Raw genomic sequence first — 13,133 nt, 5'->3', positions numbered from 1 at the left:
TTATAACTTTAAAAATTGAAGTTGGTAACAAAATTTAATTGATTAAAATTACTCTTATTAAAAATACTCTGGGCATCGGTGTGGTTGTGATTTCTTCTGTAAATCCATAAAATATTAAAATTCAAACCTTCCAAAAATCCGTGTGCGCGATAACTTAAATGACTATTTATCTGGAACGATTCATCAACATTATATTTATTAAATTCAAACTTACCGGTTTCAGGACCTTGTAACTGTTGCATTTCTATTCCAATATGAAGATCGGGTTTTGGAACGTGGTATGCTGCTTTTAAGATAAAAACATCTGCATTTCCCAGGCCTTCCAGGCGTGATCTGGAAATGGAAGTAAAAAAACGATCCCGCCCTAATTCCTTTGGAAATAAAAACCGGCCGGTATCAAAAGCGTGGGTATAGCCAAGCGCGAGATTGAAACCCGATTTTCCCCAACTAAGCTGAGAACTCAGTACCTGTCCATTTTCTCCAGGTTGCACATATCTATTCACGTAAGACAGGTCTTCAGAAAAGGAAAAAGGATTTTGATAAACATATTGAACTCCAAAGTTAAAATCGGCCAGGTTGTACCCTATTTCTGCCCAAATTGTATTCATTACTTTATCCTGGTAAAAATCATAGAAATTAAGCTTAAAATTATCTTTTCTAAAATTGTAGTTTAAAATCCCAATCCCTGATGAAGGATAAAACTCGTGATAATCAGCCATTTTTCCATTGGGTTGAAATCCGTTATAGAAAAGTCCGAGCGACTCATCCATACCAAACCATTCGGTGGTTGACCGCGGCGAAACCCCATCAAGCCAACCCAAATTAACCTGGTGTTTTGAATTGAAATTTAAATGGGCCCAGCCTCCCCTATGTGCAAAAGGTTTCATTCGGCCATCGCTATGGTTTAAAAGTGGTGTGAATTCGGTTTCAAACTTACCATAACTTAAATATGAATTTCCAAAGCGATACCTTAAAAACAACTCCTCCAACCTATCAAGATCCCTAAAGTTTCCTTTATTCAATACATCATAAAGTTCGTACTCCCATTTAGCATTTTTTCCCGTTACCTCATCCTCAACACCCAAATCACTGCCAAAAGTTTTGTAAGTAAAAATTCCTTTTACTCCAACCTCAAAACCTTTAAAATTTCCGGTAGTAAATCCAATTGCACCGCCGCTTGCATTGGTATAATAATCCTTTAAATCACCCCGGTTAATGGTATTCATATAGAAATTACGAATATGGCCGTGGAAGGTTGCGTTTTTAAATATATCTATAAGTTGAGGCCTTTCTTCTTTTAAGGAATCGGAAGATTGAGCCTTAAGATTAAGACTTAAAACCAGGTATAAAAATAAAGTAAGTAAATTAAGAACTTTCAACATTTAAGATTTTCAGATTCAGATTGCAAAAGTCTCTATTCTTGGAGACCGCTGCAGTAACAAGGGTTACCTTAAACAAAATTGTTTTGTAACATTAGTCACGCTATTATTAAAATCTTCTAATTACTTTTGCGAAATATGAAGCGAAAACATCTAGCACTATTACTTCTTGGCGTTCTTACTGGCTTTACAGCTACGGCTCAAAATAACGGCGTGAAAGTAGCCGGAGCGATGAAAAATGTGATGAAAAAAGGAAAACTTCAGGGTACAATTTCCCTGGATTCTGTAGCTAAAAAAGGTGTTTACGGACTTGGGCCAGTAGAATTCCTTAGTGGTGAACTGCTTATTTTAGACGGAGAAGTTTTTAAATCAGCTGTTAGGAATGAAAATTCAATGGAAGTTGAAAAAACAAATGCTGTTAAAGCACCGTTTTTTGTTTATGCTGAAGTTGAAAAGTGGAAATCTGTTTCACTTCCAAACTCAGTAAACTCATTGGAGAATTTAGAAAATTTTTTAAATGAAAGGACGCCTGATGATGCGGAAGCTTTTCCATTTCGACTAAAAGGAAAAATCAATTCAGCTAAAATTCATATTGTAAATTTACCTCACGGCCAAAAAGTGAGTTCTCCAAAAGAAGCTCACGAAGGACTTATAAATTATACTTTAGAAGATAAAGAGATAGAAATTCTCGGATTTTTCTCTCGTAAACACCAGGCGGTTTTTACGCATCACAATACCTATATACATCTTCATTTAATTACCGAAGACGAAAAGCAGATGGGGCACCTGGACCAGGTTGAGTTTGATGCAAATAATTTAAAACTCTATCTTCCCGAATAATGCAAATCAAAGCTTACATAGCGATTTTCCTTACCGTGATTTTCTTCGGAAAATTCCTGATGCTGGACGCAAAAGTGCTGAATAGTATTTTGGATGCTGAAGGAATTGCACTGGTAAACCCGTTTTGTAAGAAAAAATCCCAAAAATCGATAGATGATAAAACCTTCACACAAGATTCTTCGGTATTAGTTATTAGCAGTGATGCCGTTTGTAATCCGGCTTTTAACCTGGCAAAAATAGCCTGGTTCGAGACCGAAATAAAAACAAATTTTCAGGATTACAATTACCTCAATCCTGCGGTAATTTCAACCTATTTCTCCAAAAATTACCCTCCTCCAAAGGAATTAGCAGCATAATGAATTTAATTTTATCGGTGTCTTTGCCGATGAATGAGCTATTAACTCCATAATCGAGATTTAAATACCGGGGCTTGCCTCGAAATTAAAATTTTATATCTATGACAGCCTTATGAGCTTGCTCTTAGGTAGTTTAATAATTCTAAACTTCAATGAAAACGAACATTTTAGTGAGTCGTCGCTCTGTACAGGTTTTACGGGTGATGCTTAGCGGGATATTTCTCGTGGCCAGTTTTAATCATTTACTAAATATTGAAAAAACAGTAAATAGAATAGACCAGGCAAATTTTAAAGGAATCGCCTATTTCTTCGGTAACCCGGAGTTGCTGGTAATGATCTCAGGAGTTGTAATGCTTATCGCCGGGATTGGATTACTTATAGGTTTTAAAACCCGTTGGGCAGCCACGATATTGCTCGCCGTTTTAATCCCTATAACCTTAACGGTGCAGGTAGGGCAAATTACCACGTTGGGACCGCTATTTAAAAATATTGCGATTTCCGGCGGACTCCTGTTTTTTATTCTAAACAATTTTAAAAATCAACAAACAACAAAAATATAACCGGCTGTTTCAGCCATAAATACTAAAAAAAATGAAAAAGTCAGTTTTAATTTTTACAGCATTTATAATGCTGTTCTCTCTAACTACAAATGCTCAAAACAACAATACTACAAAGAATAATTATGTAGTTTTAACCAAGAAGATTCCGCAATTGCAACCCATTTTAATTACAGCGGAAGAATTAAAAAAAGAAGATGGGCACCACTTCGGTGATTTTCAGGTTATCGTTTGTGGCCAAACCGTCACAGGGCTAACCGAGAAAAAGGAAATGCAGAAATATTTAGACCGTGCTAAAAAAGCCGGAGTGTCTATAAAAGCCTGCGGATTTTCACTAAAGAAATTCGGTGTGAATCCAGAAGAAATTCCTTCTACAATGGAAGTTGTAGATAATGGAATACTTTACGATTTTCAACTACAGAAAAAGGGATATTTCAGTATAGAACTTTAAAATTCAAAAAACTTCCTGCAAGGTTTTCGAAACCTTGTAGGTGTAATTCGTCATCCTGAATTCATTTCAGAGCCTGCCCCGATTTTTATCGGGGATATTACTAATTATAAAAATTAGATACTGAAACAAGTTCAGCATGACGTGATAACTATAATTCAGAAAACAAAAAATATGAATTTCAAAAAAAGAATAAAACCAATTTTACTCCTTTTTTCGGGAGTTTTAGGACTTTCACTTTTTACCTCTTGCTTAAATGCTGAAGGTAAAAACAAAAATAGTAAGCGAGAAAACACCACTAAAATTACCATTCTTCAAACTGCCGATATCCACGGCCAGTTAGATGCACATCCAGAATTATTTTGGGAAAATGAAGAAATCAAATTTAAAAATCGTGGTGGTTTGGCACATATCCAAACCTTGTTTGAAGAAGAAAGAGCCAAAAACCCCAACACCATAATTTTGGATGGCGGCGATCTTATTCAGGGAAGTGGGTATGCAGCACTTTCTGAAGGAAAAATATTTCCTGATATTATTAAAAATATGGATTACGATCTTATCGTACCCGGAAATTGGGAAGTGGTTTATGGAAAACAAGTAATGATGGACGTTCTACAGGGTTTTGAAACCCCGGTGATTGTTCAGAATATGTTTCACGAAAAAGATAAAAAAGAACTTTTTCCACCTTACTGGACCAAAGAAATTGAAGGTGTAAAACTTGGATTTATCGGAATAAACGATCCCGATGTTCCTGTTCGGCAAAATCCAATTTTTAGCGAGGGAATTGGTTTTAGCGGCTTAGACGAAGGCGTTCAGGAACTTATTCAAAAAATGAAGACCGAAGAAAAAGTTGATGCGCTGTTTCTAGTGACGCATTTTGGAATTTTTAAGCAAATTGAATTAGCCAACAACCCAATAGCTAAAGATGTAGATTATATTTTCGGCAACGATACCCACGAAAGGGTTCGCCAACCCATTGAAGGGAAATATGCGAAGGTTACAGAGCCCGGTGCTTTTGGTTCTTTTGTGGGGAAATTAAATCTTTACTTTAGAGATGGTGAAATTGTAGATGAGGAATATGAATTAATGGAAGTTGATCCTGAAAAATATGCTGCAAATCCAGAAATAGCTGGGTTAGTTAAGAAAGCTAAAGCTCCTTACAAAGAGCACCTGGAAACCGTAATAGGTTATACTGAAACTCCGCTTTATCGCTACTTAACCGTAGAAAACCCGATGGATAATATGATTACCGATGCAGCTCGTTGGAAAACCGGTGCCGATATTTCTATCTCTAACGGATTTCGCTTCGGAAATCCTATAGTTCCCAAAAACGGGGAAGCTGCACCAATTACAAGAGCAAACTTGTGGAATTTATTACCGGTAAACGAAAAAGTAAAAACCGGAAAAGCCAGCGGAAAACAAATTAAAGAATGGTTGGAAAATGAAATGCACAATGCATTTGCCCAAAACTCAACCGAACGATTTGGTGGCTGGTTGGTAAGATTTTCAGGAATGGAAGTCGATTTTAATTCTCAGAATAAAAAAGGAGGACGCATACAATCGGTTACAGTTAAAGGCGAAGAAATGCAGGATGATGAATACTACACGATCTCAGCCTGTGTTCGGCCCGGAGACCCAATTGATAATCTTTGCCGAATGCCAAATGTAAAAGACGTTGAAGTAAAAGATTATACCATTCACGAGTTGGTAGAAGAATATTTACAAAAACATTCGCCGGTCTCTCCAAAATTAGATGGCCGCGCTTATTGCGAATATTTAGGCGAAAAATCTTTTTCTACAGTTCCGGGAACCGATTATAAATTTCAATAATTTAAAAAACCTCAAAGGTCCAGATGTTTATCGGGATCTTTGAGGTTTAATTTTTCAGTTTAATGGCTTTTTCGCTACAAAACGAATTACTGCTGCTTTTCCCTGGTGATATTTTCCTTCTGAAAGTTCAGTAATTAGATCTTCAAATTCCTCAAATTCGTAGCCGCTAAAATAGGTTTGCAACTCTTCTTTAGAAAAAAGCATTTCAGCATTTTTAGGTCCGCCAGATTTTGGATTCTCTTTCTGAATATCTATTTGTTCTTTACTAAAAGCTTCAAAAATAATTACTCCACCACGTTTCAGTAACTTTTTAAATTTCTTTAGATAGTTTTCCTTTTTTTCTTCCGAAAAATGAGCAAAAATCAAAGCAATCACATCAAATTGCTCGTCCTTATAATCAAGGTCTGGCAGGTCACCTACTTTGTAATTAATTTCTACGCTTTGGTTATTAGCCAGGTTCAGAGCTTTTTCCTTACCTTTTTCACTAATATCAAAAGCAGAAACATCCCAATCGAGGCTTGCAGCATGCACCGCATTTCTCCCTTCTCCCTCTGCCGGCAGTAAAATTTTACCGGGCTGCATTTCATCAATCTTCTCTTTAAAATATTTATTCGGTGCCTGGCCGTAAAGATAATCTTTATCGGCGTAGCGTTCGTTCCAAAAATCTTTCATAATATTTTATTTTTTTCTAAAACAACAAAATGTAAAATTCTGAATCGCCCCGGTTGGAGTTGTATGATCTAAATTTTCGCATTTCAAAAGAGCAAATTTATCCTGCAATAAGTCCTGAAGATCTTCTTTTGAATATTGCTTAATTGTTCTTCCACTACATTTTTCTGGTCCCTCTTTTGAAAATGTTGCCAAAATTACAAATCCACCGGAAGCTACTGAATTTTCCAAGGTTCTTATATAATTTTCTATCTGTTTTTCTTCAGTTAAAAAATGAAAAGCAGCGCGATCGTGCCAAAGATGATAAACCTGTGTAGCTTCAAATTCTGAAGCATCAGCAACGATCCAGTTTACCTTTTCGGCATCATTATTTAAACGTGTTTTTGCTTTTTCCAGGGCTTTTGCAGAAATATCCAAAACCGAAATATCCCGATAGCCTTCTTTTAATAAGTAGTCTACAAGATTAGAATCTCCTCCCCCTACATCTATAATTTTTGAACATTCAGGCAAATCCAGTTCAGCGATAAATTTTAAAGATGTTTCAGGTTTTTCCTGGTACCAGCTGGCATCTTTGTAAGACTTTTTATTATAAACCTCTTCCCAATGCGACTTTGTTTCCTTCATAATTCAATTCTTTTATTCAAAATTCCACCATTCTTCCTGTGAAAATTGTTCTCCTAAAACATAAGCTTCACCAATTCTTGGCGAAACTACTTCTTGCTTTTGTATTCTGGTTTCTGCCATTAGTCTCCTAATAGGTTCGTTCCAGGGATGTACCGAAAGCACAAATTTCCCCCAATGCACGGGGAACAAAATTTTAGCATTTAGATCTTTCGCAGCTTTCGCGGTTTCCTCAGGAAACATATGTATTTGGGGCCAATATTTACCATATTGTCCGCATTCCAGAAAAGCGAGGTCAAATTCCTTAAATTTTTCTCCAATTTCTTTAAACTGCGAACTGTAACCCGAATCACTACCAATATATATTTTAAAACCCTCCCATTCCAGGGCGAAAGAAGCCCACAAACTCGTGTTTCTTTTTACGTTTCTGCCAGAAAAATGACGGGAAGGCAAAGCGGTAACTTTTAAATTTTGATGTACTTCCTCACTTTCATTCCAGTTGAGCTCGGTAATTATATCAGGTTGTGTATTCCAATATTCTAAATGCTCTCCTACTCCAAGGGGAGTAACTATTTTTAAAACTTTTGTCTTTAATTGTTTTAAAAATTTATAATCCAAATGGTCATAATGATCGTGAGTAAGAATTAGCAAATCAATTTTTGGAAAATCTTCGGCTTGATACAGATCGGTCCCCGGGAAGGATTTTCCAAGGAATTTAAAAGGGGAAGCGAATCCGCTAAAAACGGGATCTACCAAAATATTATAGCCATTAAAACTTAATAAGTAAGAAGAATGTCCAAACCAGACCACTGTCGGTTTTTTGGTATTTATATTTAATAAATCAGCTTTTTTATGAGGAATTTCTGATGAAGGCCGAACCGTTTTTGGCCTATTCAGCATCTGTTTCATTATTTTAAACATAGAAACATCTTCTGGCTGCACCGCGGTAGGTTCTATATTTTGAAACTTGCCGTTTTGTGTATTTTCGGCATTATTTATTCGCTTCAGCCTTTCTCCAGAAGGTTCTTTTCCAAATCTTTTTAAGATCATTAGCTATTTTTTGAATGAGATTACCAAATTCCGCAATTAATTCAGTAAAAATTATTCGTACTCCTTCGCATTTTTTTCCAACACTTTAATCATATTAAAAGATTTCATTAAATGAAAAAGTCCTGGTAAAATAATAAATCCGCCTATTAGCAACATAATCGCCAAATTACTAATGGTAGATTCTGGTGCCAGGTTTTCTAACAGACTTATCTCTTTATCGGCAGTGATTATAATATAAGGAAAATGTGCATAAAGCGCAGCAAAAAGTATTAAAACTACCTGGAAACCGGCTAAATATCTACTGGCAATGCGATATTCTTTTTTTATAAATTTCCAAAGCGGAAATAAAAGAATTGCCGATAAACCAACGCAAGCTAAAGAAACCGGATTATGAATAAAATCTTCAGCAAATTTTATCCCGCTGAAATATCCATAACTGATAAGGATAAAGCCAAGCACCACCAATACAACCGTAAAAAAAGCCGAGTTTTTAGCGTAGTGTTTTCGTGCTTTTCCATCGGCCTCTCCAATTAATAAAGTTGAAGCTAAAAAAGCACAAAGGGCAGCATAAAACAAACCTACCAGCAAAGCGAAAATATTAAGCCAATGCTGCATAAAAAGATCGTAGAAACCATAGGTTTCATAATCTTCAGTAATTATTATTTCCCCACCAATTAACGCTCCAAAAGACATTCCCAGGAAAACCGGTGTTACAAAACTTCCTATTCTAAAAAGCCAATTATACCAAAACTGAGATTTATCTAAAACCGCATCATAATGCCGAAAAACAAAAGCAACACCCCTAAGCGTAATTCCCAATAAGACAAGGCTTAAAGGAATGTGCAGGTAAATAATCATCACATTAAAATAAGCCGGAAACGCCACCCATAAAATCACCAACATAATAATTAGCCAAATATGGTTTGCTTCCCAAATTGGCCCCATTACCCGGTAAATTGTATCGCGTGTATGTTCTTTATTCTTAGCCGAAGAAAACAACTCAACGATACCAGCACCAAAATCGGCGCCACCAAGGAGTACATACAGGAACAGTGAAAACAACAGAAAAAACAGAACTACATATAACATAACTAATCTTTGCTTTTATTTCCACCCGTAGGCTTAAAATTCTTTTCTGAAGTATTTTCAGCCTTCTCTTCAGCAGTTTCCCGGTTAAGCGATCTTATTTGGCGGCTCATTAACCAGGCTACAGTTATGGCGAGTACGGTATAGAGAAAAAGGTAGTAGAAAAAACTATATTTCATCCCCGGCATTGGGGTTACGGCATCTTCGGTTCTCATAATCTGGTGAATAATCCAGGGTTGTCTTCCCACTTCGGTCACTATCCATCCGGCTTCAATAGCCACAAAGCCAAGTGGCGCAACCGCAATAAACAACAACCAGTAATATTTATTCTGAAGCCAGTTTTTCTTTCTTAAACTTATAAAATAGATCAATCCTGCAAACATTAGTAAAGTACCAATACCCACCATAGTTTGGAAGGCGTAATGTACAATTGCCACCGGTGGTAATTCATCATCGGGAAAATCGTTTAATCCTTTTACTTCGGCATTAAAATCGCCAAAAGCCAGGAAAGAAAGTGCTTTGGGAATTTCTATTTTATTAGAAACCGTACGGGTTTCTTCATCTACAATTCCACCAATGTAAAGCGGCGCACCCTTTTGCGTTTCATAATGTGCTTCCATAGCAGCGAGTTTTACCGGTTGACGTTCTGCGACATCTTTTGCTGAAAGATCGCCACTAATAGGTTGTAGAAACGCTGCGATTGCTCCAAAAACAATAGCAATTTTAAAAGCCCTGATATGTAATTCTACATTTCGTTTTCGGAAAATTTGAAACGCGTGAATCCCGGCAACTCCAAAACTCGTGGCTACAAAAGCCGCTAAAGTCATATGTAATGCCTGTGTAAACCAGGCCGGATTTAATAAAGCAGCCACCGGGTCTATATTGGTAAATTCTCCATTTATATAATCAAAACCCGAGGGCGCATTCATCCAGCCATTAGCCGAAACCACGAGAATACCTGAAGCTACTCCTGCAACGCCAATAATAACCCCGGTAAACCAGTGAAATTTTTCAGGCAGTTTATTCCAACCATATAGATAAAAACCGAGAGCGATGGCTTCTACAAAAAAGGCAGCACCTTCTAAAGAAAATGGCATTCCAATTATGGGCCCCGCGTGTTTCATAAATTCCGGCCATAACATTCCCAACTCGAAGGAAAGCGCAGTTCCTGAAACCGCTCCAGTAACAAAAAATATTGCTACACCTTTTAACCAGGCCATTGTTAATCTTTTATATATGGGATTTCTGGTTTTCAACCATTTGTGGTGTGAAACCACCATAAAAAAAGGCATCACCATCCCAATACAGGCAAAAATGATATGAAAGCCCAGGGTAAACGCCATTTGCAGACGTGCATAATCTAAATTCTCCATCAAATTGGTTTAATTGATTTGCTGTCTTTTAAAAAGACTTTTCAATATAATTTTCAATGAATAAATTTAGGGAAAAATCTACCGGTGTTCTGCCGGTAATGACGATAATTTGGATACTTTAAGCATAATTGCTCTTCTTCGAATTCAGATTTAAACCAGAATAAAATAAGCAATAAGAACACGATCCCTATTTTATAACCAGAGCCAAAATATAATGAAAGGAAAAAGAGGAAAATTAGAATTCCGGAGTAAATAGGATGCCTTATATATTTAAAGAGCCCGCTTGTTATTAAAGTTGCATTTTCTTTTGGCTTAGGAAAAGGGGAAAGATTGGTGTTTAGTTGAAGGATTGAAATTAAAACGATTAAAAAACCTATTCCGCTTAAAACTAAAAAAACCGGCTGAAAAAATTCCAACCGGTTAAATTTTAAAGTTTCAATTTCAAATAGCCAGGCAATGAAAAGCAAAAATTGCATCCCGACATAAAAATAGTTTTTAAGAGCCATCACCTCAGTTTTCCTGATTGAAATTTACGAAATTTCAGCCCAAATGATGTAAATACCCATTATTAATACAAACCAGCCAAAACCTTTTTTCAGTTTTTTTCCGTCTATAAATTTATTGAGATAAATTCCTATAAACATTCCTACCATGGAAAGTCCGGTGAAAATTCCTAAAAACAGCCAGTTAATATTCATATTTTGGACATCTCCAATAAAACCTATAAGTGATTTAATGGCAATAATTAATAAAGAAGTTGCTACGGCCTTTTTCATAGGGAGTTTTGCTAAAAGCACTAGAGCCGGGATAATTAAGAATCCGCCGCCGGCCCCTACAATTCCTGTGAGAACACCTACAACAATTCCTTCAAGAACAATTAAGGGATAATTATAACTTATCTTTTCATTTTCAGTTTTTTTCTTGCCATTTTCCCTAATCATAGAAACTGAAGCCAAAATCATAATAATGGCGAAAAACAGCATAATCCCAATATTCTTCGTTATTTCAAATTGGCCAATACTAAAAAGAGATTCCGGAATGGCAGGTACCATCCATTTTCTTGTTGCATATACCGCAATAAACGCAGGAATAGAAAAAACAATGGCGGTTCTAAAATCTACCAATTTTTTCTGCATATTTTTCAAAGCGCCCACTAGAGAAGATGCTCCTACAACAAAAAGAGAATATGCAGTTGCGGTAACGGGGTTAATGGCTAGCAAATAAACCAGCACGGGAACCGTTAAAATAGATCCTCCGCCCCCAATAAGGCCCAAAACAATACCTATTACCAATGCCCCAAAGTAACCCAGTATTTCAAGTATTTCCATATTATATTTTTATTACGCTGCAAAAATACCTGCAATATGGCTGTTGTACAGTAACAAGGGTTACAAAGAATTAAAGTTCTAAAACTTCTATGCTGTTACGCTGCAGTTTTATTCTACCGTCAATTTCCAGTTTTTTTAATAACCTGGAAATCACTACCCGGGAAGTATGTAAATCGTAAGCAATTTGTTGATGTGTAGCTGCAATTACTTCATTTTGATTGATTTTTGCTTTATCCTGAAGGTATTTCATTAAACGCTGATCCATATTCATAAAAGCAATGGTATCTATAGTTTCCAGCATTTCGTTAAGTCGGGCGTGGTAACTTTCAAAAACAAAATCGCGCCAGGATTTATATTTAGAAGTCCATTCTTCCATTTTTTCAATAGGAATCATGATCAACTTTGTGTCGCGTTCGGCAACTGCTCTAATTTCACTTTTGGTTTGGCCAAGACAACAGGAAAGCGTCATTGCGCAGGTATCGCCACGTTCAAGAAAATACAGGAGAAGTTCATCTCCATCTTTATCTTCACGCATCACTTTAATAGCACCTTCCATTAATAGAGGCATCATTTTTACATAATCGCCAATTTCAATGATCTTTTCACCGGCAACAACATATTGTAAACTACCCACCTGGGCGATTTCTTCGATTAGATCGTCTTCAAAAATAAATCCGTAGGCTTCTTTTAATTCCTGTAGCATAAAATTCTGGCTGAGCTATTATTAATTCTGAATTTGAATTTTTCAGAATCTAAAATTAGTATTAAAATTGAGAAAATTCCACATTTTTAGCTGGAAAGTCTATCCAGGCAAAACATAGAAATAAATAGAAAGATAATGACAAAACGTACCAAAAAGCACGAAAATATGGAAGATGGCGTGGTTAAATTTCACCCTATCAAGACTAAATAACACAGCACCAATGGTGTAAGAGAGTCCGCCGCCAATGAGCCACCATAAACCTTCAGAGCTTAAATTATCGTATAAAGGTTTAATTGCAAATACAATTATCCAACCCATTACCACATACATTATTGTGGACAGCGTTTTATATTTTCCAATGTAAAAAAGCTTAAGAATAATCCCGGTAAGGGCACAAGCCCAAACCACTCCAAAAATAGTCCAACCTACCCAACCTTCTAAAGTTACCAGGGCAAATGGGGTGTAACTTCCTGCAATAAGTACGTAAATTGAAGCGTGATCCAGAATATTTAACCTGTATCTCCAGTTTTTATTTGTGGCTGAATGATATAAAGTAGAAGCCGCATAAAGTAAAATCATACTCGCTCCAAAAATACTAAAGCTCACCAGGTGCACCATTTCTCCAAGTTCATTGGCTCTTGAAATCAATAAAACAAGACCCAGTATGCTTAAGGCAAAACCAAAAGCGTGAGAGATCACATTTAATTTTTCTTCTAAAGGCTCATATTGGTTAATTGGCATTTTTTGCAAGTTTTGGTGGGAGAATTTTAAATACAAAGAATTATAATTCCAACAAGGTTAAAAAAACCTTGCAGGAAAGTTGATGACATAAATTTAAAGATATTCAGGCTTAATTGGAATATTTTAAACGGGCAATTTTTATTAATTTCGAA

At 36.2% G+C, this 13,133-nt stretch carries 15 protein-coding genes; 5 read left to right on the top strand and 10 right to left on the bottom strand.

Annotation, left to right across the window (positions count from 1 at the left end; translation table 11 throughout):
• Positions 1 to 8: 8 nt before the first annotated feature.
• The gene (locus AO058_RS11610; RefSeq protein WP_075326715.1) at positions 9 to 1,382 is read right to left on the bottom strand and encodes a hypothetical protein; all 1,374 of its coding nucleotides are present in this window, start codon (positions 1,380 to 1,382) and stop codon (positions 9 to 11) included.
• A gap of 135 nt (positions 1,383 to 1,517) precedes the next feature.
• Here AO058_RS11610 and AO058_RS11605 point away from each other — a divergent pair, with 135 nt between their 5' ends.
• From AO058_RS11605 to AO058_RS11585, 5 genes are all read left to right on the top strand, one after another.
• Complete coding sequence (locus AO058_RS11605; protein WP_075326714.1) at positions 1,518 to 2,219, top strand: acetolactate decarboxylase; 702 nt, start codon at positions 1,518 to 1,520, stop codon at positions 2,217 to 2,219.
• A complete protein-coding gene (locus tag AO058_RS11600; protein ID WP_075326713.1) occupies positions 2,219 to 2,575 on the top strand; it encodes a hypothetical protein in 357 nt (118 codons plus the stop codon). The genes AO058_RS11605 and AO058_RS11600 overlap by 1 nt, the downstream gene beginning before the upstream one ends.
• 152 nt (positions 2,576 to 2,727) lie before the next feature.
• The gene (locus tag AO058_RS11595) at positions 2,728 to 3,135 is read left to right on the top strand and encodes a DoxX family protein (RefSeq protein WP_075326712.1); all 408 of its coding nucleotides are present in this window, start codon (positions 2,728 to 2,730) and stop codon (positions 3,133 to 3,135) included.
• Between the two features lie 31 nt (positions 3,136 to 3,166).
• On the top strand, positions 3,167 to 3,583 hold the full coding sequence (locus AO058_RS11590) for a DsrE family protein (RefSeq protein WP_075326711.1): 417 nt from the start codon (positions 3,167 to 3,169) through the stop codon (positions 3,581 to 3,583).
• A 171-nt stretch (positions 3,584 to 3,754) separates the two neighbouring features.
• Positions 3,755 to 5,410, top strand: coding sequence for a bifunctional metallophosphatase/5'-nucleotidase (locus AO058_RS11585; protein ID WP_075327960.1), 1,656 nt, complete (start codon positions 3,755 to 3,757; stop codon positions 5,408 to 5,410).
• 54 nt (positions 5,411 to 5,464) lie between these two features.
• Here the strand turns inward: AO058_RS11585 and AO058_RS11580 are convergent, their stop codons facing one another.
• The 9 genes from AO058_RS11580 to trhA all read right to left on the bottom strand — a co-directional run bounded on the left by AO058_RS11580 (position 5,465) and on the right by trhA (position 12,981).
• Positions 5,465 to 6,082, bottom strand: coding sequence for a class I SAM-dependent methyltransferase (locus AO058_RS11580; protein ID WP_075326710.1), 618 nt, complete (start codon positions 6,080 to 6,082; stop codon positions 5,465 to 5,467).
• Positions 6,083 to 6,088: 6 nt separating this feature from the next.
• A complete protein-coding gene (locus AO058_RS11575; protein ID WP_075326709.1) occupies positions 6,089 to 6,703 on the bottom strand; it encodes a class I SAM-dependent methyltransferase in 615 nt (204 codons plus the stop codon).
• Between the two features lie 12 nt (positions 6,704 to 6,715).
• Positions 6,716 to 7,750, bottom strand: coding sequence for an MBL fold metallo-hydrolase (locus AO058_RS11570; RefSeq protein WP_075326708.1), 1,035 nt, complete (start codon positions 7,748 to 7,750; stop codon positions 6,716 to 6,718).
• A 51-nt stretch (positions 7,751 to 7,801) separates the two neighbouring features.
• Positions 7,802 to 8,839: a cytochrome d ubiquinol oxidase subunit II gene (locus AO058_RS11565; protein WP_075326707.1), complete on the bottom strand. Its 1,038-nt coding sequence runs from the start codon at positions 8,837 to 8,839 to the stop codon at positions 7,802 to 7,804.
• Between the two features lie 2 nt (positions 8,840 to 8,841).
• Complete coding sequence (locus AO058_RS11560; protein ID WP_075326706.1) at positions 8,842 to 10,209, bottom strand: cytochrome ubiquinol oxidase subunit I; 1,368 nt, start codon at positions 10,207 to 10,209, stop codon at positions 8,842 to 8,844.
• 53 nt (positions 10,210 to 10,262) lie between these two features.
• Positions 10,263 to 10,685 (bottom strand): methyltransferase family protein, encoded by a 423-nt coding sequence (locus AO058_RS18945; protein WP_198036109.1) that lies wholly within the window; start codon positions 10,683 to 10,685, stop codon positions 10,263 to 10,265.
• A 54-nt stretch (positions 10,686 to 10,739) separates the two neighbouring features.
• Positions 10,740 to 11,537: a sulfite exporter TauE/SafE family protein gene (locus AO058_RS11550; RefSeq protein WP_075326704.1), complete on the bottom strand. Its 798-nt coding sequence runs from the start codon at positions 11,535 to 11,537 to the stop codon at positions 10,740 to 10,742.
• 70 nt (positions 11,538 to 11,607) lie between these two features.
• Positions 11,608 to 12,240, bottom strand: coding sequence for a Crp/Fnr family transcriptional regulator (locus tag AO058_RS11545; protein ID WP_075326703.1), 633 nt, complete (start codon positions 12,238 to 12,240; stop codon positions 11,608 to 11,610).
• 99 nt (positions 12,241 to 12,339) lie between these two features.
• On the bottom strand, positions 12,340 to 12,981 hold the full coding sequence (trhA, locus tag AO058_RS11540) for a PAQR family membrane homeostasis protein TrhA (RefSeq protein ID WP_075326702.1): 642 nt from the start codon (positions 12,979 to 12,981) through the stop codon (positions 12,340 to 12,342).
• Between the last annotated feature and the right edge of the window lie 152 nt (positions 12,982 to 13,133).

Source organism: Salegentibacter sp. T436 (genome assembly GCF_001932675.1).
GTDB lineage: Bacteria > Bacteroidota > Bacteroidia > Flavobacteriales > Flavobacteriaceae > Salegentibacter > Salegentibacter agarivorans.
The sequence above is the reverse complement of the archived record's forward strand: the minus strand, read 5'-3'. Positions and strand labels throughout refer to the sequence as shown.

Coding starts and splice junctions, on each gene's coding strand:
- AO058_RS11570 (WP_075326708.1), bottom strand. CDS start 7,750: ATGATCTTAAAAAGATTTGGAAAAGAACCTTCTGGAGAAAGGCTGAAG.
- AO058_RS11590 (WP_075326711.1), top strand. CDS start 3,167: ATGAAAAAGTCAGTTTTAATTTTTACAGCATTTATAATGCTGTTCTCT.
- AO058_RS11575 (WP_075326709.1), bottom strand. CDS start 6,703: ATGAAGGAAACAAAGTCGCATTGGGAAGAGGTTTATAATAAAAAGTCT.
- AO058_RS11610 (WP_075326715.1), bottom strand. CDS start 1,382: ATGTTGAAAGTTCTTAATTTACTTACTTTATTTTTATACCTGGTTTTA.
- AO058_RS11595 (WP_075326712.1), top strand. CDS start 2,728: ATGAAAACGAACATTTTAGTGAGTCGTCGCTCTGTACAGGTTTTACGG.
- AO058_RS11580 (WP_075326710.1), bottom strand. CDS start 6,082: ATGAAAGATTTTTGGAACGAACGCTACGCCGATAAAGATTATCTTTAC.
- AO058_RS11585 (WP_075327960.1), top strand. CDS start 3,755: ATGAATTTCAAAAAAAGAATAAAACCAATTTTACTCCTTTTTTCGGGA.
- AO058_RS11600 (WP_075326713.1), top strand. CDS start 2,219: ATGCAAATCAAAGCTTACATAGCGATTTTCCTTACCGTGATTTTCTTC.
- AO058_RS11560 (WP_075326706.1), bottom strand. CDS start 10,209: ATGGAGAATTTAGATTATGCACGTCTGCAAATGGCGTTTACCCTGGGC.
- trhA (WP_075326702.1), bottom strand. CDS start 12,981: ATGCCAATTAACCAATATGAGCCTTTAGAAGAAAAATTAAATGTGATC.
- AO058_RS11550 (WP_075326704.1), bottom strand. CDS start 11,537: ATGGAAATACTTGAAATACTGGGTTACTTTGGGGCATTGGTAATAGGT.
- AO058_RS11565 (WP_075326707.1), bottom strand. CDS start 8,839: ATGTTATATGTAGTTCTGTTTTTTCTGTTGTTTTCACTGTTCCTGTAT.
- AO058_RS11605 (WP_075326714.1), top strand. CDS start 1,518: ATGAAGCGAAAACATCTAGCACTATTACTTCTTGGCGTTCTTACTGGC.
- AO058_RS11545 (WP_075326703.1), bottom strand. CDS start 12,240: ATGCTACAGGAATTAAAAGAAGCCTACGGATTTATTTTTGAAGACGAT.
- AO058_RS18945 (WP_198036109.1), bottom strand. CDS start 10,685: ATGCAATTTTTGCTTTTCATTGCCTGGCTATTTGAAATTGAAACTTTA.